17 protein-coding genes, 1 pseudogene and 1 riboswitch are annotated in these 22,184 nt (G+C 44.1%); of the genes and pseudogenes, 13 read left to right on the forward strand and 5 right to left on the reverse strand.

Annotated features, from left to right (window positions below; translation table 11 throughout):
• Positions 1-323 precede the first annotated feature (323 nt).
• On the reverse strand, positions 324-878 hold the full coding sequence (locus QFZ77_RS05110) for a DUF3231 family protein (protein WP_307436986.1): 555 nt from the start codon (positions 876-878) through the stop codon (positions 324-326).
• A 275-nt stretch (positions 879-1,153) separates the two neighbouring features.
• Between QFZ77_RS05110 and QFZ77_RS05115 the strand changes: the two genes are divergently transcribed.
• From QFZ77_RS05115 to QFZ77_RS05140, 6 genes are all read left to right on the forward strand, one after another.
• A complete protein-coding gene (locus QFZ77_RS05115; protein ID WP_307436991.1) occupies positions 1,154-2,467 on the forward strand; it encodes an ATP-binding protein in 1,314 nt (437 codons plus the stop codon).
• Entirely contained in the window at positions 2,442-3,335 is an 894-nt protein-coding gene (locus QFZ77_RS05120; RefSeq protein ID WP_307436994.1) for a response regulator, read from the forward strand. The genes QFZ77_RS05115 and QFZ77_RS05120 overlap by 26 nt, the downstream gene beginning before the upstream one ends.
• A gap of 288 nt (positions 3,336-3,623) precedes the next feature.
• Positions 3,624-4,430: a transporter substrate-binding domain-containing protein gene (locus QFZ77_RS05125; protein ID WP_307436997.1), complete on the forward strand. Its 807-nt coding sequence runs from the start codon at positions 3,624-3,626 to the stop codon at positions 4,428-4,430.
• 97 nt (positions 4,431-4,527) lie between these two features.
• Positions 4,528-5,184, forward strand: coding sequence for an amino acid ABC transporter permease (locus QFZ77_RS05130; RefSeq protein ID WP_307436999.1), 657 nt, complete (start codon positions 4,528-4,530; stop codon positions 5,182-5,184).
• Positions 5,181-5,903, forward strand: a complete 723-nt coding sequence (locus tag QFZ77_RS05135; RefSeq protein WP_307437002.1) for an amino acid ABC transporter ATP-binding protein — start codon at positions 5,181-5,183, stop codon at positions 5,901-5,903. The genes QFZ77_RS05130 and QFZ77_RS05135 overlap by 4 nt, the downstream gene beginning before the upstream one ends.
• A gap of 124 nt (positions 5,904-6,027) precedes the next feature.
• Positions 6,028-7,017: an asparaginase gene (locus QFZ77_RS05140; RefSeq protein WP_307437005.1), complete on the forward strand. Its 990-nt coding sequence runs from the start codon at positions 6,028-6,030 to the stop codon at positions 7,015-7,017.
• Positions 7,018-7,047: 30 nt separating this feature from the next.
• Here the strand turns inward: QFZ77_RS05140 and QFZ77_RS05145 are convergent, their stop codons facing one another.
• The 4 genes from QFZ77_RS05145 to QFZ77_RS05160 all read right to left on the reverse strand — a co-directional run bounded on the left by QFZ77_RS05145 (position 7,048) and on the right by QFZ77_RS05160 (position 10,864).
• Positions 7,048-7,557, reverse strand: coding sequence for a DinB family protein (locus tag QFZ77_RS05145; RefSeq protein WP_307437008.1), 510 nt, complete (start codon positions 7,555-7,557; stop codon positions 7,048-7,050).
• Between the two features lie 4 nt (positions 7,558-7,561).
• On the reverse strand, positions 7,562-7,957 hold the full coding sequence (locus QFZ77_RS05150; protein WP_307437011.1) for a VOC family protein: 396 nt from the start codon (positions 7,955-7,957) through the stop codon (positions 7,562-7,564).
• Positions 7,958-8,019: 62 nt separating this feature from the next.
• A complete protein-coding gene (locus QFZ77_RS05155) occupies positions 8,020-8,994 on the reverse strand; it encodes a helix-turn-helix transcriptional regulator (protein WP_307437014.1) in 975 nt (324 codons plus the stop codon).
• Between the two features lie 118 nt (positions 8,995-9,112).
• A complete protein-coding gene (locus QFZ77_RS05160; protein ID WP_307449259.1) occupies positions 9,113-10,864 on the reverse strand; it encodes a sigma-54-dependent Fis family transcriptional regulator in 1,752 nt (583 codons plus the stop codon).
• A gap of 239 nt (positions 10,865-11,103) precedes the next feature.
• Here QFZ77_RS05160 and adh point away from each other — a divergent pair, with 239 nt between their 5' ends.
• The 7 genes and pseudogenes from adh (at position 11,104) to QFZ77_RS05190 (ending at position 22,068) form a co-directional block, all read left to right on the forward strand.
• A complete protein-coding gene (adh, locus tag QFZ77_RS05165; RefSeq protein ID WP_307437016.1) occupies positions 11,104-12,624 on the forward strand; it encodes an aldehyde dehydrogenase in 1,521 nt (506 codons plus the stop codon).
• A gap of 12 nt (positions 12,625-12,636) precedes the next feature.
• A complete protein-coding gene (locus QFZ77_RS05170) occupies positions 12,637-13,002 on the forward strand; it encodes a DUF779 domain-containing protein (protein WP_307437019.1) in 366 nt (121 codons plus the stop codon).
• 89 nt (positions 13,003-13,091) lie between these two features.
• A pseudogene (locus tag QFZ77_RS37720) lies at positions 13,092-13,214 on the forward strand (RNA polymerase factor sigma-54); the annotation flags it as partial.
• 337 nt (positions 13,215-13,551) lie between these two features.
• Positions 13,552-14,748 (forward strand): ParM/StbA family protein, encoded by a 1,197-nt coding sequence (locus QFZ77_RS05175; RefSeq protein ID WP_307437021.1) that lies wholly within the window; start codon positions 13,552-13,554, stop codon positions 14,746-14,748.
• On the forward strand, positions 14,745-15,191 hold the full coding sequence (locus tag QFZ77_RS05180) for a hypothetical protein (RefSeq protein ID WP_307437023.1): 447 nt from the start codon (positions 14,745-14,747) through the stop codon (positions 15,189-15,191). Before QFZ77_RS05175 ends, QFZ77_RS05180 begins: the two co-directional genes overlap by 4 nt.
• A gap of 34 nt (positions 15,192-15,225) precedes the next feature.
• Entirely contained in the window at positions 15,226-15,684 is a 459-nt protein-coding gene (locus tag QFZ77_RS05185; protein WP_307437027.1) for a hypothetical protein, read from the forward strand.
• 351 nt (positions 15,685-16,035) lie between these two features.
• Positions 16,036-16,128: riboswitch (cyclic di-GMP riboswitch) on the forward strand.
• Positions 16,129-16,227: 99 nt separating this feature from the next.
• On the forward strand, positions 16,228-22,068 hold the full coding sequence (locus tag QFZ77_RS05190) for an OmpL47-type beta-barrel domain-containing protein (protein WP_307437030.1): 5,841 nt from the start codon (positions 16,228-16,230) through the stop codon (positions 22,066-22,068).
• Positions 22,069-22,184: the final 116 nt, after the last annotated feature.

A 22,184-nucleotide genomic window follows, 5' to 3' on the forward strand; every position in this document is an offset into this window, starting at 1 on the left:
GTTTAGTTGAAATCAGACTATCCTTAAATCAGAAATTCCCTCTCCGATCAAAAAAGCCGTAATAAAAATATAAACATAATAGCGGGAATTGAAACACGAGGTCTAAAAAGGGATAACAAGTGCGAGAGGTTTTTTTGTTTCTGGATTCTTGGAAAGGCGAAACAGGCGAGCTATATACGAGTATGGTGTAATCATTGACGTACCAGAAAATGAGGAATTATTATTTCTCACAGAGTGAGGCTGATTGGCGAAACGGAGTTCTGCATTTTTATAAAAGGGGCTTTCCTAAGAGTCTAAGACTTAAAAGGTAGCCCCCTAAAGTTTTAAGTTGATGTTTGTTGGGAGCCAGGAGGAATGAAAAACGGCGGCATTTTAATCCACCCGCGTTTCATCATTAATTGTTTTAATTTTGCCCCCAACATGACTTTTTCCGCTTGGAATTGAAGAAACATTAAGCCAAAATCGGTCCGAATCGATTCTGCATTGGCACCTGCGGCACGGAGAATCAAACTAACGATTTTAAAAGATAATTCGTTGGCAAGTACTTCATCCGTCAATTTAACGCCAAGCGGAATACTATTAGGATCCGAGTGAGGCATATTTTCATGAGCAGGAGGTAAAGTAATTCCTTCCTTAAGCATGAATTCATAGAGGCGTTCACGTTGACTATGATTGAGTTCCAAATCATCCTTAAGCATGGCTTTCAGATCCTCATCACTCGTGGTGTTTATACCCGCTTGAACAGTTGCTTTGGCTATTTCAAGGCCTGCTAAGTAAATCCAACAAGCCATCACCTCTCCTACATGAAGAGGTTGGGGTTTTTCTTCATCAGTTAAAGATTTGATTGTAGTAATTGCTGCTTCCAATATGCCAACCATTGTGATTCCTCCCGACATTGTCATTTATTTGCATATTGTTTACTTGGCAATCTTTTTTATTCATACTAAAAGTGTGCCAAGGAGAGACTGATATGCAAACAATTATGATAGTAGAAGACAATCCTAAAATTGCTGAGTTCTTGCAGTCTTACATAAAAAAATACGGCTAAGCTTTTATTCAAATGAGGGATCATGTATGTTAGTATAAAGCATTAGAATTTTAGTTCATGGGTAGCGGATAAAATCTGACCCCCCAAGTAGGTGCGAATCGAAAGATGCAGAATTTGGTCAAAAACGAAAGATTGCAAATGATCGTCATCGCTATAGCTACGGCCACTGGCGCACAATTCAAGATAAATCCTTTTAGCAACGATTATTTTCGCATTGGTCTTGGGGTTAGTATCTTTTTGTTTTTTTTATTGCTCATGCCGCATCTACCCTATGTGAAGACGGGTTTCCTAACGGGGATCGTTAGCATGATCGTTCAGTCTGGAGATTGGATCTCTCACGTGCATTCATTTACGATCTTGGAGAGCTTACAGAATAATGCAGCAGCCGGTTGCTACTATGTTGTATTTGCATTTGGAATGAGTAAGCTTCGAAAAAGATTGAACGAATTTCACCCCCTCATGTTAGGTGGATATATCGCATTAATTGACTTCGTTTCTAATGAAACGGAGCTCTTATTGCGTGGGGTATTCCTTGGTACGAATACCTTTTATTTTAAAGAATGGTTCCTTATAATGGTCATAGCCGTAGTACGCAGTTATTTTGTTATCGGTCTGTACAACAGCATCGTTATTAGTCAGATGCGGTTTCTCCACGCTGAGCAGGAAAAGCGGATGGAGCAGATGCTAAACATCAACTCTGGTTTGTATGGAGAAGCCTTTTATTTAAAAAAAGCAATGGATACCATAGAGGGGATTACCGCGGATAGCTATGACCTCTATCGGAAATTAAATGAGGACAATCTTAAAAGCTATAGTCAGCGTACGCTAGGAATTGCTCAACAAATCCATGAAGTTAAGAAGGACTCCCAACGTATTTTGGCAGGTTTATTAAAATTATTCGATAGTGAAGTTGTCGTTCATATGAGTCTTTCGGAGATCATGCACTTTGTCGTAAAGGGAAATCAAGAATATAGCGAAATGTTAAGAAAAAAGGTTATCATTGAAAAAGAACTGGCATTTAATCTGAACACTACGCACTATGTGCCTTTGCTGACGATCATAAATAACTTAGTTGCCAATGCGGTAGAAGCTATAGATAAAAATGGAACCATACATATTCGGGTCTTTGAAAAAGAAGACGACGTATATGTTATCGTCATAGATTCAGGAAAAGGAATTCCTGATCATAAGAAGGAGCTTATTTTCGAACCAGGTTACACGACAAAATACAATGAAGAAGGGATAGCAGCAACCGGGATCGGTCTTTCTCATGTACGCGATATTGTTCATTCCTTTGGGGGGAGTATCACAGTAGCATCATCGGAGAAAGCAAGCGGTACTCAGTTTGTTGTTCGTCTCCCAATAACAAGTCTAAGTAAAGAGGGTAGAGTCGATGGCACTTTCAATTATGATCGTTGATGATGATGTCGTTTGCAGAAGTATGCTGCAAGATATTATTGATGAATGCGGCATTGGCGAGGTTATGGGGACAGCGGAAGGTGGAATTGAGGGGACTCGAATGATCCTTAAATCGAAACCGGATGTCGTGTTGATTGATTTGCTGATGCCTGATCAGGATGGTATTGAGACAATCACGCAATTAAAAAACAGTGGGTATGACGGAAAATTTATTATGATTTCACAAATTGAGAATAAGGACATGGTAGGAGAAGCTTATCAAAAAGGAATCGAGTTCTTTATTCATAAGCCAATTAATCGCGTGGAAGTAGAGCACGTATTGAGCAAAGTCAATGAGCAGTGGAAATACGAGCGGTATGTTTCAGAGATCAAGCAATCTTTAGCTAAATTAGATATCGCTGGACCGTCCTCTCCTCGTAAAGAACGAAAAGTTCGTGATGTGGTGAAGACAATTCTAATGGATTTGGGAATCATCGGTGAGATAGGCAGTAAAGACATTATAGCTTTAATGGAGAATGCCATCGAACATAGAGAAGCAACTAGTTTCCCTCCTTTAAAAGAATTGTATGAGTCTGTCGCCCACACCTATAAACAAAGCCAGAAAGATATTGAGAAAGAAAGTAAGGCGATTGAACAACGCATTCGACGGACGATCATGGCTGCATTAAATAATATGGCTTCCATTGGTTTAACCGATTATAGTAATCCTAAGTTCGAATATTATGCCCCGCTGTACTTTGATTTCCAGGATATTCGGATGAGGATGAAAGTCATGGACGAAGAACAGCATCCCGATAAAGGAAAAGTAAATATCAAAAAATTTTTACAAGTTTTTTATATGGAAATACTAGAAAAATTAAATAGTTGAGTAAGGAATTCAACCTCTCAAGTCTGGAGATAGTAAGGACTGAAGGTTTGGATTCCTTTTTTTATTTCGCTGTTATATATCATCACATGAGATAGATGCCGATACGAAATGTAATCGGATACAAATTTTTCAAGTAAATTTAATCGTCGCGCATGTAAACTTTATTTTCATGTCGTGTAATTGTTTTTGTAGGATTCTGTATGTTGCTGTAGAGCGGGAGGTAGTATGTAATTACAAACAGATCGAATCCATCGATCTCAATTTTAATAGAAGAAAAGGGGTTCTTACATGAAAAAAGGTTTATCAGTAGTACTGGGAACGGTTATAGCTTTAACACTTAGTGCTTGTGGAAATGGTGCAACTACGGATAATAAGACTACGCAGACTACGCAACCCGCACAAACAGCAACAGCTAAAAAATACACGTTTGGTACAGATGCGACGTATCCCCCTTTCGAGTTTCAAAAAGATGGCAAGTACATTGGAATAGATATTGATTTAATCAACGCAATAGCCAAAGAAGAAGGATTTGAAGTTGACTTAAAACCTATGGACTTCAAAGGAATTATACCTGCTATTACATCGAAACAATTGGATGGCGCTATCGCTGGTATCAGTATTACGGACGAACGTAAACAGGTTGTTAGCCTTTCGGACCCGTATTACCAAGCCGGACTTTCGCTAATCGTTCGAGAAGATAACACAACAATCAAAACTCCTGAAGATTTGAAGGGGAAAGTCATTGCTATTAAAAAAGGAACTTCCGGAGCAAAACTTGCCGATGAATATGGTAAAAAATATGGCGCGACAATTAAGTATTTCGATGATAGTCCGGCCATGTATCAGGAAGTCGCTAATAAAAATGCAGATGTAACGTTGGAAGACTTTCCGGTTATCTCTTATAAGATTGCAGTTGATCCCAATTCCAAACTGAAAATCGTAGGGGATCGTTTGAACGGCGATTACTATGGTATCGCGGTCAGAAAAGATAACGAAGAATTGATGAAAAAAGTTAATGATGGACTCAAGAAGATAAAAGCTAATGGAAAATACGATGAAATTATCAGCACTTATATGGGGAAATCCACAAAATAGATAACACAAGCGCTAACCTTTTGTCACCCAATGTTCGCTGGGCTTCAGAAGGTTAGCGTCATTATGAATTCCATTAAAAAGGAAGGGTTGGGATCCGGTGACTTCCTCGTTGCAGGTTATTTTAGATGCACTACCCATGTTGTTGAAAGGCGCTTTAATCACCTTTAAAATTGTTATCATCTCTTTACCGATCGCTTTTCTTATAGGTCTAATTACGGGTTTGATGAATGTTTCTTCTAGTAAAATTCTTCGGACTATTGCTACCTTTTATGTTGATATCATTAGGGGAACACCGCTATTAGTGCAGGTCTTCTTTGAATATTTTGGTATCCCTGCTTTCTTTGATATTCGAATACCGGCAGAGACCGCAGGTATTATTGCCATCAGTTTAAATGCGGGCGCTTATATATCGGAGATTTTCCGTGCAGGTATTGTCTCTATTAACAGGGGACAGATGGAAGCCGCGCGCTCGTTGGGATTAAGTAAATGGTTGACGATGCGATTGGTCATTTTACCACAAGCCATTCGCCGGATGGTGCCTGCTTTTGTCAACCAATTCATTGTAAGTATTAAGGATACTTCCCTTTTGTCCGTCATTGGAATTAGCGAGTTGACACAGAGCGGGGAGATTATTATCTCTGCGAACTATCGTGCTTTTGAGATATGGGGAGTCGTGGGTGTCATCTACTTTATTATCATCTATGCTTTATCCCGCTTAGCTCGCGTATTTGAGAGGAGGTATGCTTCCAAATGATCGTCGTACAAAACTTGAAAAAGAAATTCGGTACGAACGAAGTACTGAAAGATATTTCTACTACGATCCGAGAGAAAGAAGTGGTTTGCGTCATTGGACCCTCTGGATCAGGAAAGAGTACATTCCTACGTTGTCTGAATCTTCTTGAGGATGTGACGTCTGGAAAAGTTGTGATCGGCGATGTCGAAGTTACTTCACCTAACACGAATATCGATCAACTGCGCCAAAATGTAGGAATGGTATTTCAACTCTTTAACTTATTTCCTCATCTGACCGTATTGGAAAATATCATGCTAGCCCCGAAGCACATTAAAAAGGTAAATAAGCAGCAAAATGAACAAAAGGCCATGGAACTGCTGAACAAAGTGGGCTTGGCCGGGAAGCGGGATGCGTACCCTGACCAGTTGTCTGGTGGACAACAGCAGCGTGTAGCCATTGCCCGTGCGCTGGCTATGAATCCACGCGTGATGTTATTCGATGAACCGACTTCGGCCTTAGACCCCGAGATGGTAGGCGAAGTGCTGCAAGTGATGAAGGATTTAGCCCATGAAGGGATCACCATGATTGTCGTTACGCATGAAATGGGCTTCGCTCGCGAGGTGGCAGATCGTGTAATCTTCATGGATGGAGGGTATATCGTAGAAGAAGGAACACCTTCCGAGTTATTCGATTCCCCCAAACACGAACGTTCTCAAGCATTTCTTAGCAAAATCCTATAAATGGATTTATAATGGTTATAAAAACTCACCTCTAGCAGGTCGCTCATCTTTGAACGGCCTTGATAGAGGTTTTCTACATGTTGCTCTTTTATGTAAGCGGAAACCATGCGAAAGGAACGTTTCTATGAAAAAGATACTTTTGTTAGCTACGGGTGGAACCATTGCATCTGTGGTTGGGGAGGATGGATTGACCCCGGGGATGACGGCCGATGAACTGATAAGCTATTTGCCGGCACAAAATCACCTGTATCAGGTAGACAGTAACGTACTGATGGAAATTGACAGCACGAATATGCAGCCTGAATTTTGGGTCCGTATCGCGGAAGCCATTTATAAGAATTATGATGAGTATGATGGATTTGTGATCACGCATGGAACAGATACGATGAGTTATACATCGGCCGCGCTTTCCTATATGCTGCAAAATATGAGTAAGCCGGTTGTAATTACAGGTTCTCAGGTTCCAATCCACAACAACCACACAGATGCCATCCATAACATGCGCAATGCTGCCCAGTTTGCGTGTGAAGACATTGGTGGTGTATTTATTGTTTTTGATGGCAAGGTGATTAACGGGACAAGAGCCGTGAAAGTGAGAACCCGCAGTTACGATGCCTTTGAAAGCATTAATCATCCTTATGTGGCTTACTTTGAAGGCGATGAAATCAAGTACACTACGTCTGTTGTACCTGAACAAAATAAAGAGATAAAGCTGGATATATCGCTATGTCCCGATGTTTTTTTGTTAAAGCTGCATCCAGGTACGAAGCCTGAACTTTTTGACTATCTGAAACAAAACTATAGAGGCGTGATTATCGAAGGCTTTGGTTTAGGAGGGGTTCCTACCCAAGGTCGCAACCTTCTTCCGAAAATCATTGAGCTTATAGAAGCAGGAGTCGCTGTTGTCATTACGACACAATGTCTGGAAGAAGGCGGCGATCTGACGCTTTACGAAGTTGGGCGACGAGTAGGCAGAGAACAGATTATTTCGTCGAAGGATATGAATAAAGAAGCAATTGTTCCGAAATTAATGTGGGCTTTAGGCAAGAGCAATGACCTCAAAGAGATAAAGGAATTGATGGAAACGTCGATCGCCGATGATACCACTTTATAAAAAGCGACTTATCTCGATAGCGATCTTATTTCACTTATTTACATCATACAAGTAAAACACATAATCACTAGATACACCTGCATGTCCGAGCTGGCGGAGCATAGAAGTGATGTTGCCGCGGTGGTAAGTGCCGTGATTAACAACGTGCTGGATAAGCTCTTCGTTGCTGGCATGCAGGACGCCATAGGTTGGATGCGGAAAGTCTTTCATGGCTTGCCAATCGGCATCGCTATTCAGAAAGGTTTTGTAAGTCTCGGCTAATTCCGAGAAGGCGGCCTCTAGTTGTTTTAAGCTTTTCCCTTTGGTCTTTTCTTCAGCAGTGACGATCAGCTCTCTGGTCTGCTCATAGCTGCTTCCCCTCATGCCGGACAACCAGACAGTATCCACTCTGAAGATGTGCACAAGGCCGGCACAGATGGTTGGAAATACATTGCTCATCTCCTGCAGCAAAATCTCCTCCGGCAGTTCCTCTAAACGAGCGAAAACCCGCTTATTAGCCCATACATGATACTCGTAATTTTTGAGAATTTGAGTAGACATCGGATCAATCCTCCTTCTTATTTGCTTGATAGAGTTCTATTAATGTGCCATCCGCATCCCGAAAATGGGCAAGTCGTCCATTCCATGTCGGATGATTAAATGGTTCTTTGACGAATTCGATGCCTTTATCGGATAAACGATTGTAGGTATCATCTATATTTTCAACTTCAATATTGAGTACAAAATTCGTTGCATAGCTGCCGCTTTGCCCCAAATCTTCTCCCAGTGCTTCGCCCATGGCTTTGCGGGACAGCAGCTCGATACGAGCAGCTCCCGTGTTAAACAAGGCGTATTCCATCGACTCCTCATACCAGTCAGCTTTTAACTCTAATTGATCCCTATAAAAAGCTGCGCTTTTGTGAAAATCATTTACCAAAATACGAACTTGTAATAAATTCATGGTCGTTCCTCCTTAGGTTTCACCTAAGACCCATTGTAGCCCATCTTCACTGACAGAAACGGTCAGTCAAGCTGCGCCGCCGCATAATAATTGTGTAAATTTTTAGTTACCTCAATCATTTGGTTTTGGAGCAGCTGCGGTTCTTTAATGCGAAGGGTCCCCCCATAAGTCAGAAGAAAGTATGGAAGATCATACAGGATGTATCGCTCTTCCAGTTTAAAATGTGCTTCAAGCTGCGAACGTTCTACCAACGCATGGGCCAGAAACCAATGACCACATAGATCATCTAGTGCTTGCTCTCTTCCTGTAATTTTGACAGATATGAGCTCATCTAGCTTATCCGAATCAGGCAGCACACCTGAAAGGATAAATTTGCGTGCCGAGAAATCAGCAGGCCGTTCAAAAGTCTTCTCCGTCGTATCCAACTTTCGAATACGATCGATACGAAAGCTTCGAATTTCTTTGCGAAGATGACAATGCCCTACCACATACCATTTGCTTTTCCAGCAAACAAGCCCGTAAGGATCCAAATGACGAGATTCTGTTACAGATCCGTAGCCTTTTTGATAATGCATAAATATCATTACGCTCTGAGCCACCGCGATTTCCACTTCTTGAAGCAGGGATACTTGCGAGGCATCAGCTTGAGGAAGAATGACGTCAAGACCTTGCTCATGTAGATTGATTTGATGGCGTTGTTCTTCATTGGAATACATTTTGAGCTTAGCGACGGCCTGACTCAATTTCTCTCCAAACGGATACCCCGCCTCCTGGGCAAAAGCGGCCGCATGAATTAACGCTTTTTGTTCATCTAGATCAAATATAAGCGGAGCTTCATTGAACTGACCTAGCAAGCTATAACCGCCATGATGCCCGGAATCGGCAATAATCGGGACTCCGCTGGCACATAATGCATCGATGTATCGATAAACGGTTCGGATGTTAATCTCCAGCTTCTCAGCAAGCTGCTTAGCTGTTATTCGCTTCTGAGATTTGAGCAACCACAGGATAGTAAGCATATGATCTGCTTTTGACATAACCCATATTCCTTTCCGAGGAAATGCTTTCCATATGGGTTCATCATACCACTGACAGACCGATGAAAAAACACCCAATCTCATTGAGATAGGGCGCTGGGTTTATAAAAATATATCGTTAAAATAACGTTATGCCGTACTCCTCAATTTTACGATATAGCGTCGTTCTTCCTATTTTCAATTGTCCGGCGGCCTTACTAAGGTTCCATTCCGAGGCCTTCAGCGCCTTCTTGATCGCCGTGATTTCCGCGTCCTTCAACGTGAGTGTGTGATCTTTGCCTGATCCTGCTTGCACAGACCCATCGGATTCTTCGAACGATAGATGCTCAGCGTCAATCGCCTGGCCTCCAGCTAGGAAGACTGCTTGCATAAGAATGCCGCTAAGCTCTCTTATATTGCCCGGCCAGCTGTAGGTTAACAGCTTTTGCTGCGCTGCTTCCGTTATGAATGGACAGGGCGAAGCATGCTTCTGGAGTAAATGCACGGCTAATGTCAAAATATCGCTTCTTTCTCGTAATGACGGCAGCGTAATATGTATCCCTTTCAACCGGTAATACAGATCAGCCCGGAATCGGCCTGCCTTTATCTCCGTGGCCAAGTCCTTATTCGTTGCTGCAATGACTCTAATGTCAATTGCTTTGCTCTTCGCGCTGCCTACCGGAGTAATCATGCCTTCCTGTAGCACTCTTAATAAAGCAGCCTGCGCACGAAGAGGCATGTCGCCTATCTCATCGAGAAAAATAGTACCCTTGTGCGCGGCCTCGAATTTCCCGGCATTGCCGTCTTTGTTCGCTCCCGTGAAAGCGCCGCGAGCATATCCGAATAATTCACTCTCGACCAGGCTGTCCGGGATGGCGCTGCAATTCAATGCAATGAACGGCTCCGCCGACCGGGTGCTAGCGGTATGAATGGATTGCGCGAACAATTCCTTCCCCACGCCGCTTTCACCCAATAATAAGACGGGAAAATCAGTCGTAGCCGCCTTCTTGGCTAGTTCTTTCTTCTGTATGATGGTCGGACACGTGCCGACAATATCCCTAAACGCATACAAATGCTGCTCGTTTGCCGCTTGCTTCTGAATGGAGACGAACTGCCACAGCTTCTGATGCTCATTATGAATAGTTTTGACAGAAAAGCCTTCCAACTTCGTAAACACTTTGCCAATTGCGTCACTACCAACAATGCGGATGGCGGCATGATTAGCACGAAGGATGCGGTTATCCCGGCTTAGAGAGAGCAGTGGTAAAGGATGATTTTGTGAGGAATGCTCGAGTTCTTTGAGGGTAATGAGATGCTCCTTCTTCGACTCTTCCAGCAGAATTTTGTTCTGCAGGGAATGGGCTGCCATACAGGCAAGTGTAAACGTATAGGCGTGGTAATTCTCTTGTTTGCCGCTAATATTGATGATACCGATCAGCTCGCCGATTGAATTGAAGACGGGTGCTGAGGCGCAGGTCAAGAAGTGATTGGAGTTGAAATAATGCTCTTCGGCATGCACACGTACGGGTTTTTTCTCTGCGAGGGCGACACCAATGGCATTTGTTCCTTTTCTTCTCTCGGCCCAATTTGCTCCTACTTGCAGCTGAACCGCTAACGCCCGGCGGGAGAAATCGATATCTCCGACTGTGTGAATAATGGTTCCCTCCGAATCGATAAGCAGTGCCATCTGGCCGGATTGCTTGATGCTTGTGTGCATTTGCTCGAATATTTGCTCCGTGTAATGTATGGTTTGCTCGTTTTGCCTTAATAGAGATTGAATGTGGTTTCCGGTTAAGATGTCATCGTCAATGGGGTCGGTGGGCATTAAACCAAGTTCGTGACAGCGCTTCCAAGATGACGCCGCCGCTTCTGATAAAAAGTTATTTTCCACGGATAGCAAAAATAAACACCTCCATTGCAATCGGTTTCCTAATCCGATCATATCATAGATGCTTTTATTAATGGAGTACTGAAAGAAAGAATGTCCCAAAATGGAACACTTCCGTTGTTTCAGAGCGGAACAAAAACTAGTAAGCGCTCACCATATTGCCTTATTGGACGGCATTTAATATGTTGGCACGATCCTTGCTTATATATTTAACGTATTCCATTTTAAGGAGGCTGAGCTAGATGATTTATGCACAACCTGGACAAAACGGATCAAAGGTTACGTTTAAAAAACGGTACGAAAATTTTATCGGAGGAAAGTGGACAGCGCCTATTAAGGGCCAATACTTTGACAATCCATCACCTGTAAATAATCGCGTTTTCTGCGAGGTTCCTCGCTCATCTTCAGAGGATATCGAGCTGGCTTTAGATGCTGCGCATGCTGCAAAGGACGCGTGGGGGCGCACGTCCGTTGCGGAGCGTGCCGTCATTTTAAATAAAATTGCCGATCGCATGGAAGCGAATTTGGAAATGCTTGCGGTTGCCGAGACCTGGGATAACGGGAAGCCGGTTCGGGAAACGCTTGCGGCTGATCTGCCACTGGCGATCGATCATTTTCGCTATTTTGCAGGATGCATTCGCGCCCAGGAGGGTTCGCTCAGCCAATTGGATGACAATATGGTGGCTTACCATTTTAATGAGCCTCTTGGCGTCGTCGGTCAGATTATACCGTGGAACTTTCCACTGCTTATGGCGACATGGAAGCTTGCTCCGGCACTTGCGGCCGGAAATGCGGTCGTCCTGAAGCCCGCTGAGCAAACGCCGGCATCCATACTGGTGCTGATAGAGCTCATTCAAGATTTGCTGCCGCCGGGCGTACTTAATATCGTCAACGGTTTCGGACTTGAAGCCGGCAAACCGCTTGCTTCGAGCAGCCGGATCGCGAAAATCGCCTTTACCGGCGAGACGACGACAGGCCGCTTAATTATGCAGTATGCTTCGCAAAACCTGATACCGGTCACCTTGGAGCTGGGTGGCAAGTCGCCGAATATTTTCTTTGAGGATGTGGTCGCAAGTGATGACGCTTTCTTCAATAAAGCGCTCGAAGGCTTTGCGATGTTCGCCTTGAATCAAGGAGAAGTCTGCACCAGTCCGTCACGCGCATTAATTCAGGAATCGATTTATGATCAATTTATGGAAAGAGCCTTGAAGCGAGTCGCTGCCATCAAACAAGGCAACCCTCTGGATACGGAAACGATGATTGGCGCACAAGCCTCGACCGAGCAGGTTGAGAAAATTATGAGCTATATCCATATCGGTGCACAGGAAGGTGCCGAATGCCTGATCGGTGGAGATCGGGCAAAGGTGGATGGAGATATTTCCGAAGGCTACTACATTCAGCCGACAGTTCTGAAGGGGCATAACAAAATGAGAATCTTCCAAGAGGAGATTTTCGGACCGGTTCTTTCCGTTACGACGTTCAAGGATCAGGAAGAGGCGCTGGCGATCGCCAATGACACGCTCTATGGTCTTGGCTCCGGCGTATGGACGCGTGACATGAACACGGCCTACCGGATGGGGCGCAGCATTCAAGCCGGCCGCGTATGGACGAATTGCTACCATGCGTATCCTGCCCATGCGGCCTTCGGCGGCTATAAGAGCTCGGGCATTGGCCGTGAGAATCACAAAATGATGCTCTCCCATTACCAGCAAACCAAAAATCTACTCGTCAGCTACAGCCCCGACGCACTGGGCTTCTTCTAAGAGAGCTGTACGATGACGATAGAAGTGAGCAAGGTTGTTGCTACCGATGCCGCTCTAGAGCTAATCGAAATCGTAAAGGCCAAGCATGGCCCTGTCATGTTCCATCAATCCGGCGGCTGCTGCGATGGCAGCTCTCCGATGTGTTACGCGCAAGGGGAGTTTCTTATCGGCGACAGCGACGTATGGCTAGGGGATATAGGCGGCGCACCCTTCTATATGAGCAAGTCGCAATACGACTATTGGAAGAATACGATGCTCATCATCGACGTGGTGCCCGGCAGAGGCGGGATGTTCTCGCTTGAGGGGCCGGAAGGGCGGCGCTTTCTGACTCGTTCGAGGATGTTCTCGGATGAGGAGCGGCGTGTGTTGGGTCTCTAAGCTTTTTTATAGGATACGATGAAAACCCTGTTCTCTTCCTTGACGAAGGGAGCAGGGTTTTTTGAGCTGCAGCCAGAGTTTTACAGAAAGGCTCCTCTCATATTAGGCCTATGACTATGAAGCAAATCGCAGAAAGGCTGTATGTGCATGATTCAACGGTAAGCCGTACCGTAAATAATGGCAAGTTGTACAGCGTGCAACAATTTCCTTGATTTCTTCCAGGCAAGCTAAGGATGTTGTATGTTGTACAACAATTTAGCCTCTTTATATGAGTTAGAGCTACTTTTGGCAGGAATTGTTGTGTTTTTTGCAACATTCGCAAAGTTTAAACTTTACATTTAAATCCTAAACTTTAAAGCTTATATCTTAACGTTTAAATCGTACAAGTTAAAGCTTAAATCTTAAACTTCAAAGTTTAAACTTTAAACTTTAAACTTCATTCCAACTAGCTGCTAAAAATACCAATTTCTCCAAATACCCTCTCAATTGGCCCTTGTAACGCGAATCTTTATATAAACTCAAATAAGGCCACCGGAGAGGGGAATAGACTTGACAAAGAACGAAGTCTTAACCACTACCATCACGCTGTCTATTGATAATGGCAGCAGTCACGTTAAAGTGATTTACGACCATTTGGACAATAACTTTATTTTCCCTAATGTACTAGCGCAACCGTTTGGTGAACGATTTCTTTTGATGGAACAAGGTGATCCCCTGGATTTTCTTGACGTACAGATTACATCGCCTTCGATAGAGAGCGATCAGTACCGACATGTTTACGTGGGTAACTTAGCGATCGGTGACGAAGGGATTATTCATGAAATTGTAGGGGATAAAGCGGTGCAAAAGAAGGCCCAGAGACCCGAAACAATGGTGACACTCCTTACGGCTGCGGCGTATGCCATTGCCAAGAAACATGAGGATGCCATCAGGCGGGGGAAAAAGCGGATAAAAGCCGCTGTCAACTTGGGTACAGGTCTGCCGATTCGTGAAATAACGAAATTCCGCGAGGAATTTGCTCATAAGATTACAGGAGGCGTACATTCCGTTACATTCGGGACGACCCCCGTATTTAAAGGGATAACGGTGGAAATGGAATTTTCGCTTCCTACCGATATCAGCATAGACGATGTTTCCGGTGTTTACGACCTTGAGGCTACTTCCAAATCACATCTATCCCACAAAGGCTTCGGCATTGCGGATGTAGGCGGTGTCGACATGGATATCGCGTTCTTCAAACCCGGTCTCGATCTGGATCAACGGCACTCAACTGGCGCTAAGATCTACCTCAATGATGCTTTAGAGAGCATTCGCAACGAGGTTAATTCGCAAGGTGAGGAATTGATCGCAAGCACGGCGGAATTGACCCTCATGCTGGTCAACAAAGAGTATGAGATTTATGCGGAGGGTAAGGTTGTTTTTGACATGACAAGCCTTATTAACCGGCATATGCGCATATTAGCGGAAAAAGTGCTGAAATACGCCCGCAACTCTTGGAAGCATGTTCGTTACGCCAATGAGTTTTGGTTTATCGGTGGTGGAGCGGTCGTTTTGCAGCCTTGGATTGAGAAATTAAACGCCGAGCTGGGCCTGCCCATTAAGTTTGATACCGTGGAACACAGCCAATTCCGAAATGTGCGAGGCACCTTTCTTATGCTTGACCACGCACTGAAACATGCGGACGAATCCGCGGCGGCTAGTGCTGATTCTGAAGGAGTATCCGAGAGCGGGAGCGAATCGGATTGAAAAAGCGGAGATCCACCGTTTACGTTCGTTCAGGTAAGGATGTTACCCTGTATATTCCGTCAGACACACCGCCTGAGGTCATCGATTATTTAAACCAATTGAAAATGGAAGGCATTTTCAGTCAAGGAATCATGGATATTTTGACAAGGTATGTTCGAGAAGAGCAATCGGGTAGGAGACCGATTACGGAATTATTTCCCGGGAAAAAAATGGTCTCGGACATGGATGAGGCCGTTTCTCTAGCAGACAGCTATAGTGACATGGAGTCGGCAGAGCCTATTGAACCTGCTCATGAAGCGAATGATGATTTCAACCAGCCAAAGAAGGAGATCCCGGATGCCAATGATCAGAAAAAATTCAGTTTGGCGCAAATATTCCGGCAATCTCGGCACAATTCGGGAAAGCTAGTACAGCCCTCGGATCATGGCAACAATAATGAGTAGGTGAACTCCATGGTAATGAAAAGGAGGACATCAGATGGACAACGGACAAGCTAAGGACGCAGCGCGTCATTTTAATCTTTCAGATGAAGTTTTTCACCATCCCGGCATGGATATTTATACACAAATGACCTTTATCGTCTTGAAATGTTTTTCTTCGGAATCGAACATTCCAGGATTATCTGATATTGCTAAGCTCGGTCGCATGAATCTCAAGCAGGCGACTAAAGCTTTGCAGCAACTCGTAGAGCTGAGAATTGTCTCGCACAAAATATTCCGCCGTATGGTTGGAGATTTCCAAGACGATCGGCTTTCCTGGGCTGCTAAGGGCTTGCTTACGTTTTGCAAAGAGAACCCGAACATCAACCTAGACGATCTAGTGGAACTATCCAGTGAATCGGGCGAGGATGAACATAGCATACGCAAGGCACTTAAGGAATTGAACGAATATGGGTACTTGGAAGAGTACCCTGTATGGAGCAAAATTGCTAACTAAGGTATAGCAGAAGGACAGAATTAATTTTGTGAAACACTCTGGAAGTCTGAGGGTACTTAAAATAGACCATGCTATCTACGTTTGTAGAAGCATGGTCAATTTTTTGTTTGAAAGACTCTAAATAGTTCAATGTTTATCTTGTATACAACATTATATGTAAGGGGTATCAATTCAAATATTGTCGAATTTACAATGTTAGTTTCATAAATATAGGAAAATCATTGAATTTTAACTAATAAAGAAGATCAAAAGTACTAGAATATATGCGGATCATGAACCTTATAGTTAAATTTACCTATTCAAATTACTAGGAATATAGTATTATGGCAGAGATAGAAGTATCGAAATCTCAAGTGAAAAGGGCAAATTACAGGAAACTGTGAGACGCAAAGCCAAGGGCCTGAAACGCGTATTAAAAAACGTGCATGGTAGCCGGTTACCACAGGGAATCATAGTGTTTTTCTATGAACCTTGTTTAAGGTTCTTTTCTTTTTTTGAGATCTATCAATCCTTATTATAAGAAGGGAAGGGAGTCAGATGTCAATGAAGAAATCAAGACAAATGTCTATGGTTCTCACACTGCTTTTATTTGTTCAATTAATCTTTCCAGCCTTACATGCGTGGGGAGCAACAGACAACGGAACCATCTTACCTCCAAGCAATCTTGCTACTCAACTTCTAACGCCTGATGATGTGAAATTAACGTGGAGCCCGGTGTATGGAGCTACAGGATACACTGTATACAGCATCACCTATGGGCAGCTTATTAATGTCGGGACAACGACAACAGCTTCTTTTACCATAAATGACCTGACAGAGGGCTCATACAGTTATGTAGTGTCTACTTTAAGTTCAGGTGGCGAATCGGGCCCATGTGCTCCGGTGAATATCAATATTACTTATCCGGATATGATTGCCCCGGCTACATTAACGTACACCATACAAAATGGTAACAATATCGTTTTGAACTGGGGAACTGCTCCTAATGTACAAACATATAATTTGTATGTAAATCAAGAAGGCGGAAGAAAGTTAGTCTATTCGGGGACAGCGAGAACTTTTACCGTCAACAACGCCGCAGAGGGAATATATACATATACAGTAACAGCTAGCCATCCTTTGTATGGCGAATCTCCAAACTCAACAGCAGTAGAAGCTGCTATAGGATATCTGACGATGACGGCTCCTAGCGGTTTAACGTATACGGTGGCTACCGATGACGTTACACTAAAGTGGAATACTGCTGCTTATGCAACCGGCTATAACGTCTATCAAATTATTGATAATCAAAAAGTATTAAAAAGCAGTAAAATAACGGGAAAAACCGTATCCTACATGAATTTGCCCGCTGGAAATTATACATACATGGTTCACTCTTTCAGTGACCGTTTCGGAGAGTCTGTCGAGGGCAGCACGATTTCATTAACCGTAGGAACGATGGTGCCGCCAAGCAACCTGACTTTTAAACTTCAAAATGTGAACGACGTGGTACTTACTTGGAGTGCTGCGACCAACGCAACCTCTTATAAAGTTTATCAAGTAATCGATGGAGAAAAAGTGTTGAAAAACACAGTAACCGGTACGACGGTTACATTTACGAATATGCTGACCGGCGATTATGTATATGAGGTCCATTCGCTAAGCAACTTGTTCGGCGAGTCAACAGACGGTAGCACCGTTTCCTTGACTGTAGGATCGGTCACGATGACGCCTCCGGCAACGTTAGCTTCCAAATTACAAAACCTAACCGATATCGTGCTGACTTGGACGGTTGCACCGAATGCTACCTCCTACAAAATCTATCAAGTTATCGGTGATGAAAAAGTACTGAAAAGCACGGTAACAGGCACGACAGTTACCTACGTCAACCTGCCTGCGGGTGATTATTTATACGAAGTTCATTCTGTTAGTACCCGTTTTGGTGAGTCTGCCGAAGGAACCCAAGTTGCCTTAACGGTAGGGGAAGTAGTTATGGCTGCTCCTGGTAATTTCGCATACAAATTCCAGAATGTAAATGATGTTGTACTGACCTGGACGGTTGCACCCAATGCTACGGCTTATAAAGTGTATCAAATCGTAGATGGTTCGAAGGTACTTAAAAGTACAGTAGCCGGAACGACCGTGACCTATACGAATCTGGCATCAGGGAATTACACATATGAAATTCACTCCAATTCCACACGATATGGAGAATCGGCTGAAAGTGCCCAGGCAACTTTCTCTATCGTACTTCCAACAATGCTGCCGCCATCTAATTTGGTGCAGAGTGTAACATCGGCTACGGCGTTTTCATTAAACTGGGACGCAGCAGCAAACGGTAACAGCTATAAAGTGTATCAAATTGTTAACGGTCAAAAAGTATTGAAAAGTACAGTAGCGACAACAAAGGTATCTTATAGCAACATGGAGCCTGGTGATTATACGTATGAAGTTCATACGGTTTCAACACGGTTTGGAGAATCTCCAGAGGGAACGATATTGACATTCACTTTGAACGACCAAACGATGCAAGCTCCTGCTAGCCTGACTTACAGTTTGGCGAATGTGAATGATCTTACATTAAAGTGGACCTCTGTACCTAACGCAACAAGTTATAAAGTATACCAGGTTATTGATGGCCAAAAAGTCTTGAAAAGTACGCTGACAGGCTTAACGGTAACCTATGCAAACATTCCTGGTGGGGACTATCAATATGTAGTAGATTCCTATTCAACGATTTTAGGAGAATCCCCAGAGGGAGCAGAGGTTAGCTTCAATTTGATTCTGCCGACAATGGTAGGACCGGGTAATCTGGCAGCTAAGGCGCAGAATGGTAACGACGTGGTTTTAACATGGGTTGCAGCACCTTATGCTAACAGCTATAAAGTTTATGAAATTATTAATGGTGCTGAGGTTCTAAAAAGTACAATGACCACGTTAGCAGTAACGTACACGAATGTGACAGCAGGGGATCATACGTATGTTGTTCACTCTGTTAGTACTAAATTTGGAGAGTCGCTGGAAGGAAGCAAAGTGAGCCTATCCATAGTTTTCCCAGTGATGCAAGCGCCGGGAAGTCTGACCCAGACGATTGCAAATGGTAATGACATTACTTTAAAGTGGGGAACTTCAACTTACGCTACATCTTATAAAATTTATCAAGTAGTTGATGGTGAAAAGGTGTTGAAAAGCACACTGACAGGAACAACTGTAACATATACCAACATGCCAGCAGGTGACTATACCTATGAAGTGCACTCTTATAGCAGTCGCTTTGGTGAGTCTCCGGAGGGAGAAGAGCTCTTATTCAAGCTGGTACATCCGATCATGGAAGCACCGGGTAATGTGACGAAAAGTGTCACGAATGGCAATGATATTACTTTAAAATGGGGAACCGTAACTTACGCTACGGCTTATCGTGTCTACCAAATCGTAGATGGTCAAAGAGAATTGAAAAAAACACAAACGGGTACAACTGTAACGTTTACCAACATGCCAGAAGGTGACTACAATTATGAGGTTTACTCCTATAGTGATCGATTCGGTGAATCTCCGAAGGCAGGGATCTCAACTTTCACTTTAACTTGGCCGGTACTTCAGCCTTCGCAATTGAAAGGAACAGTCACGAATGCTAATAATCTAACATTAACTTGGACGACGGCAACTTGGGCAAATGAATATCGCGTTTATGAGGTGACAGGCGATACTCGCCAATTAATGTACAAAGGTGCGGCTTTAACAACCCAGCTATTCAACCTGACAGAAAAAACCCATTATTACGAATTAGTGATTTATAATACACGTTTTGGAGAGTCTGCACCTTCCAATCGGTTAAATTTTGATATTATTTTCCCTGACATGCAGTCCCCAGTGGCAAGTTCGAGGCTGCTAAGTCAAACGAGCGCTGTAATTACATGGAATTTTGTCACATACGCTAATGGTTATAACGTGTATGAAATTGTAAATGGACAACCGATATTGCTAGTTAAAAACTTAAACAACTTGTCCTATACAGTAAATAACCTATCTTATGCGAACCACCTATACTATGTATCTTCGTATAGTAATTCATTTGGTGAATCGGATCCTTCCAACACAGTTGAGGCAAAGCTGATTGTCGATACTGAAGCACCGGTAACGACAGCAACTGCACCAACGGATTGGACGAATCAAAGTGCTGCAGTAACATTGTCGGCAACCGATAATGAAACGGGAGTAGCAAATACGTTCTATTCATTGAACGACCAAGCTTTCGTACCGGGGACTGCCGTTACTGTTAGCCAAGAAGGATCGAATAAAGTATCTTTTTATTCTGTAGATAAAGTAGGTAACAAGGAAGCGACAAAAATCATTTATGTAAAGATTGACAAAACGGCTCCAGTAACAAAGGCAAGCAATATTCAAGGATGGTCTAAGGAAGCAATTGTGACGCTGGCGGCAACAGATGATCAAAGCGGCGTAGCCAAGACGTTGTACTCCGTGAACGGCGGAGACTATGCAGAAGGCACGAGCGTGACGGTGAGTCAAGAAGGCGTGAGCCAAGTGAGCTTCTACTCGGTTGACCAAGCGGGCAACGCAGAGAAGGCAAAGACCGTAGAAGTGAAGATTGACCGTACAGCACCAGTGACTACAGCAACGGCGACAGAAGGCTGGACGAAGTCCGATGCAATCGTGACGCTGGCAGCTGCGGATAGCCAAAGCAGCGTAGCCAAGACGTTGTACTCCGTGAACGGCGGAGACTATGCAGAAGGCACGAGCGTGACGGTGAGTCAAGAAGGCGTGAGCCAAGTGAGCTTCTACTCGGTTGACCAAGCGGGCAACGCAGAGAAGGCACAGACCGTAGAAGTGAAGATTGACCGTACAGCACCAATGACTACAGCGACGGCGACAGAAGGCTGGACGAAGTCCGATGCAATCGTGACGCTGGCAGCTGCGGATGGCCAAAGCGGCGTAGCCAAGACGTTGTACTCCGTGAATGGCGAAGGGTATGCAGAAGGCACGAGCGTGACGGTGAGTCAAGAAGGCGTAAGCCAAGTGAGCTTCTACTCGGTTGACCAAGCGGGCAACGCAGAGAAGGCACAGACCGTAGAAGTGAAGATTGACCGTACAGCACCAATGACTACAGCGACGGCGACAGAAGGCTGGACGAAGTCCGATGCAATCGTGACGCTGGCAGCTGCGGATGGCCAAAGCGGCGTAGCCAAGACGTTGTACTCCGTGAATGGCGAAGGGTATGCAGAAGGCACGAGCGTGACGGTGAGTCAAGAAGGCGTGAGCCAAGTGAGCTTCTACTCGGTTGACCAAGCAGGTAACGAAGAGAAGGCACAGACCGTAGAAGTGAAGATTGACCGCACAGCACCAGTGACTACAGCGACGGCGACAGAAGGCTGGACGAAGTCCGATGCAACCGTGACGCTGGCAGCTGCGGATGGCCAAAGTGGAGTAGCCAAGACGCTGTACTCCGTGAACGGCGGAGGGTATACAGAAGGCACAAGCGTGACGGTGAGTCAAGAAGGCGTGAGCCAAGTGAGCTTCTACTCGGTTGACCAAGCAGGTAACGAAGAGAAGGCACAGACCGTAGAAGTGAAGATTGACCGCACAGCACCAGTGACTACAGCGACGGCGACAGAAGGCTGGACGAAGTCCGATGCAACCGTGACGCTGGCAGCTGCGGATGGCCAAAGTGGAGTAGCCAAGACGCTGTACTCCGTGAACGGCGGAGGGTATACAGAAGGCACAAGCGTGACGGTGAGTCAAGAAGGCGTAAGCCAAGTGAGCTTCTACTCGGTTGACCAAGCAGGTAACGAAGAGAAGGCACAGACCGTAGAAGTGAAGATTGACCGCACAGCACCGGAAATCACAATGAATTTGAATAACGAGTACAAACTCAACACGATGTTAACAGTAAGTTATTCTACACGAGATATATTGTCAGGCGTTGTTTCCGATAGTGTGACAATTAAAGAGCCAGGCGAATCTGTGGGTAAACCAATTGCTAATGAAAGTGCAATTAAATTGGATAAGCCTGGGACCTATACAATCACAGTAAACGCAAGTAATGCTGCAGGCTTAAGTACTACGATTCAAAAACAGTTTGTTGTTTACATTGCGGGTTCCATTGAAGTAACACCAACAGTAATCAAAGGCAATAATGGTGTGTTTACCGTTCGTGTGAATTTACCGGAAGGGTTCAAAAGCGAAGGATTTGACCTTAATACGGTTACACTTAATGGTGTTAAAGCATTAACAAGCAACAATGGTTACTATAACCAAGCGAAGAACGGACAATTCAAATTCGAACGCTCCGATTTTACTTGGACAGGACCAAATGAAAACCTAGAATACCGAGGCTTTTTAAATGGATTTTTGGTAATCGGTCAGACCATCGTGAAAGTACAAAAGTAATGTGTAAAGAGGGCTGGCAGGTGAAAAGTTACCTGAAGAAGCACTAAAAGAAGCAGATAAGAAAACGAAATAAACGCAAAAATCCCCAAGTTCACTCTAATGTGAGCTTGGGGGTT

The organism is Paenibacillus sp. V4I3 (assembly GCF_030817215.1).
Classification (GTDB): domain Bacteria; phylum Bacillota; class Bacilli; order Paenibacillales; family NBRC-103111; genus Paenibacillus_E.

Excerpts from the sequence above, each read along its gene's own strand:
- QFZ77_RS05110 (WP_307436986.1), bottom strand. The coding sequence starts at position 878 with ATGGTTGGCATATTGGAAGCAGCAATTACTACAATCAAATCTTTAACT.
- QFZ77_RS05115 (WP_307436991.1), top strand. The coding sequence starts at position 1,154 with ATGCAGAATTTGGTCAAAAACGAAAGATTGCAAATGATCGTCATCGCT.
- QFZ77_RS05120 (WP_307436994.1), top strand. The coding sequence starts at position 2,442 with ATGGCACTTTCAATTATGATCGTTGATGATGATGTCGTTTGCAGAAGT.
- QFZ77_RS05125 (WP_307436997.1), top strand. The coding sequence starts at position 3,624 with ATGAAAAAAGGTTTATCAGTAGTACTGGGAACGGTTATAGCTTTAACA.
- QFZ77_RS05135 (WP_307437002.1), top strand. The coding sequence starts at position 5,181 with ATGATCGTCGTACAAAACTTGAAAAAGAAATTCGGTACGAACGAAGTA.
- QFZ77_RS05140 (WP_307437005.1), top strand. The coding sequence starts at position 6,028 with ATGAAAAAGATACTTTTGTTAGCTACGGGTGGAACCATTGCATCTGTG.
- QFZ77_RS05145 (WP_307437008.1), bottom strand. The coding sequence starts at position 7,557 with ATGTCTACTCAAATTCTCAAAAATTACGAGTATCATGTATGGGCTAAT.
- QFZ77_RS05150 (WP_307437011.1), bottom strand. The coding sequence starts at position 7,957 with ATGAATTTATTACAAGTTCGTATTTTGGTAAATGATTTTCACAAAAGC.
- QFZ77_RS05155 (WP_307437014.1), bottom strand. The coding sequence starts at position 8,994 with ATGTCAAAAGCAGATCATATGCTTACTATCCTGTGGTTGCTCAAATCT.
- adh (WP_307437016.1), top strand. The coding sequence starts at position 11,104 with ATGATTTATGCACAACCTGGACAAAACGGATCAAAGGTTACGTTTAAA.
- QFZ77_RS05170 (WP_307437019.1), top strand. The coding sequence starts at position 12,637 with ATGACGATAGAAGTGAGCAAGGTTGTTGCTACCGATGCCGCTCTAGAG.
- QFZ77_RS05185 (WP_307437027.1), top strand. The coding sequence starts at position 15,226 with ATGGACAACGGACAAGCTAAGGACGCAGCGCGTCATTTTAATCTTTCA.
- QFZ77_RS05190 (WP_307437030.1), top strand. The coding sequence starts at position 16,228 with ATGAAGAAATCAAGACAAATGTCTATGGTTCTCACACTGCTTTTATTT.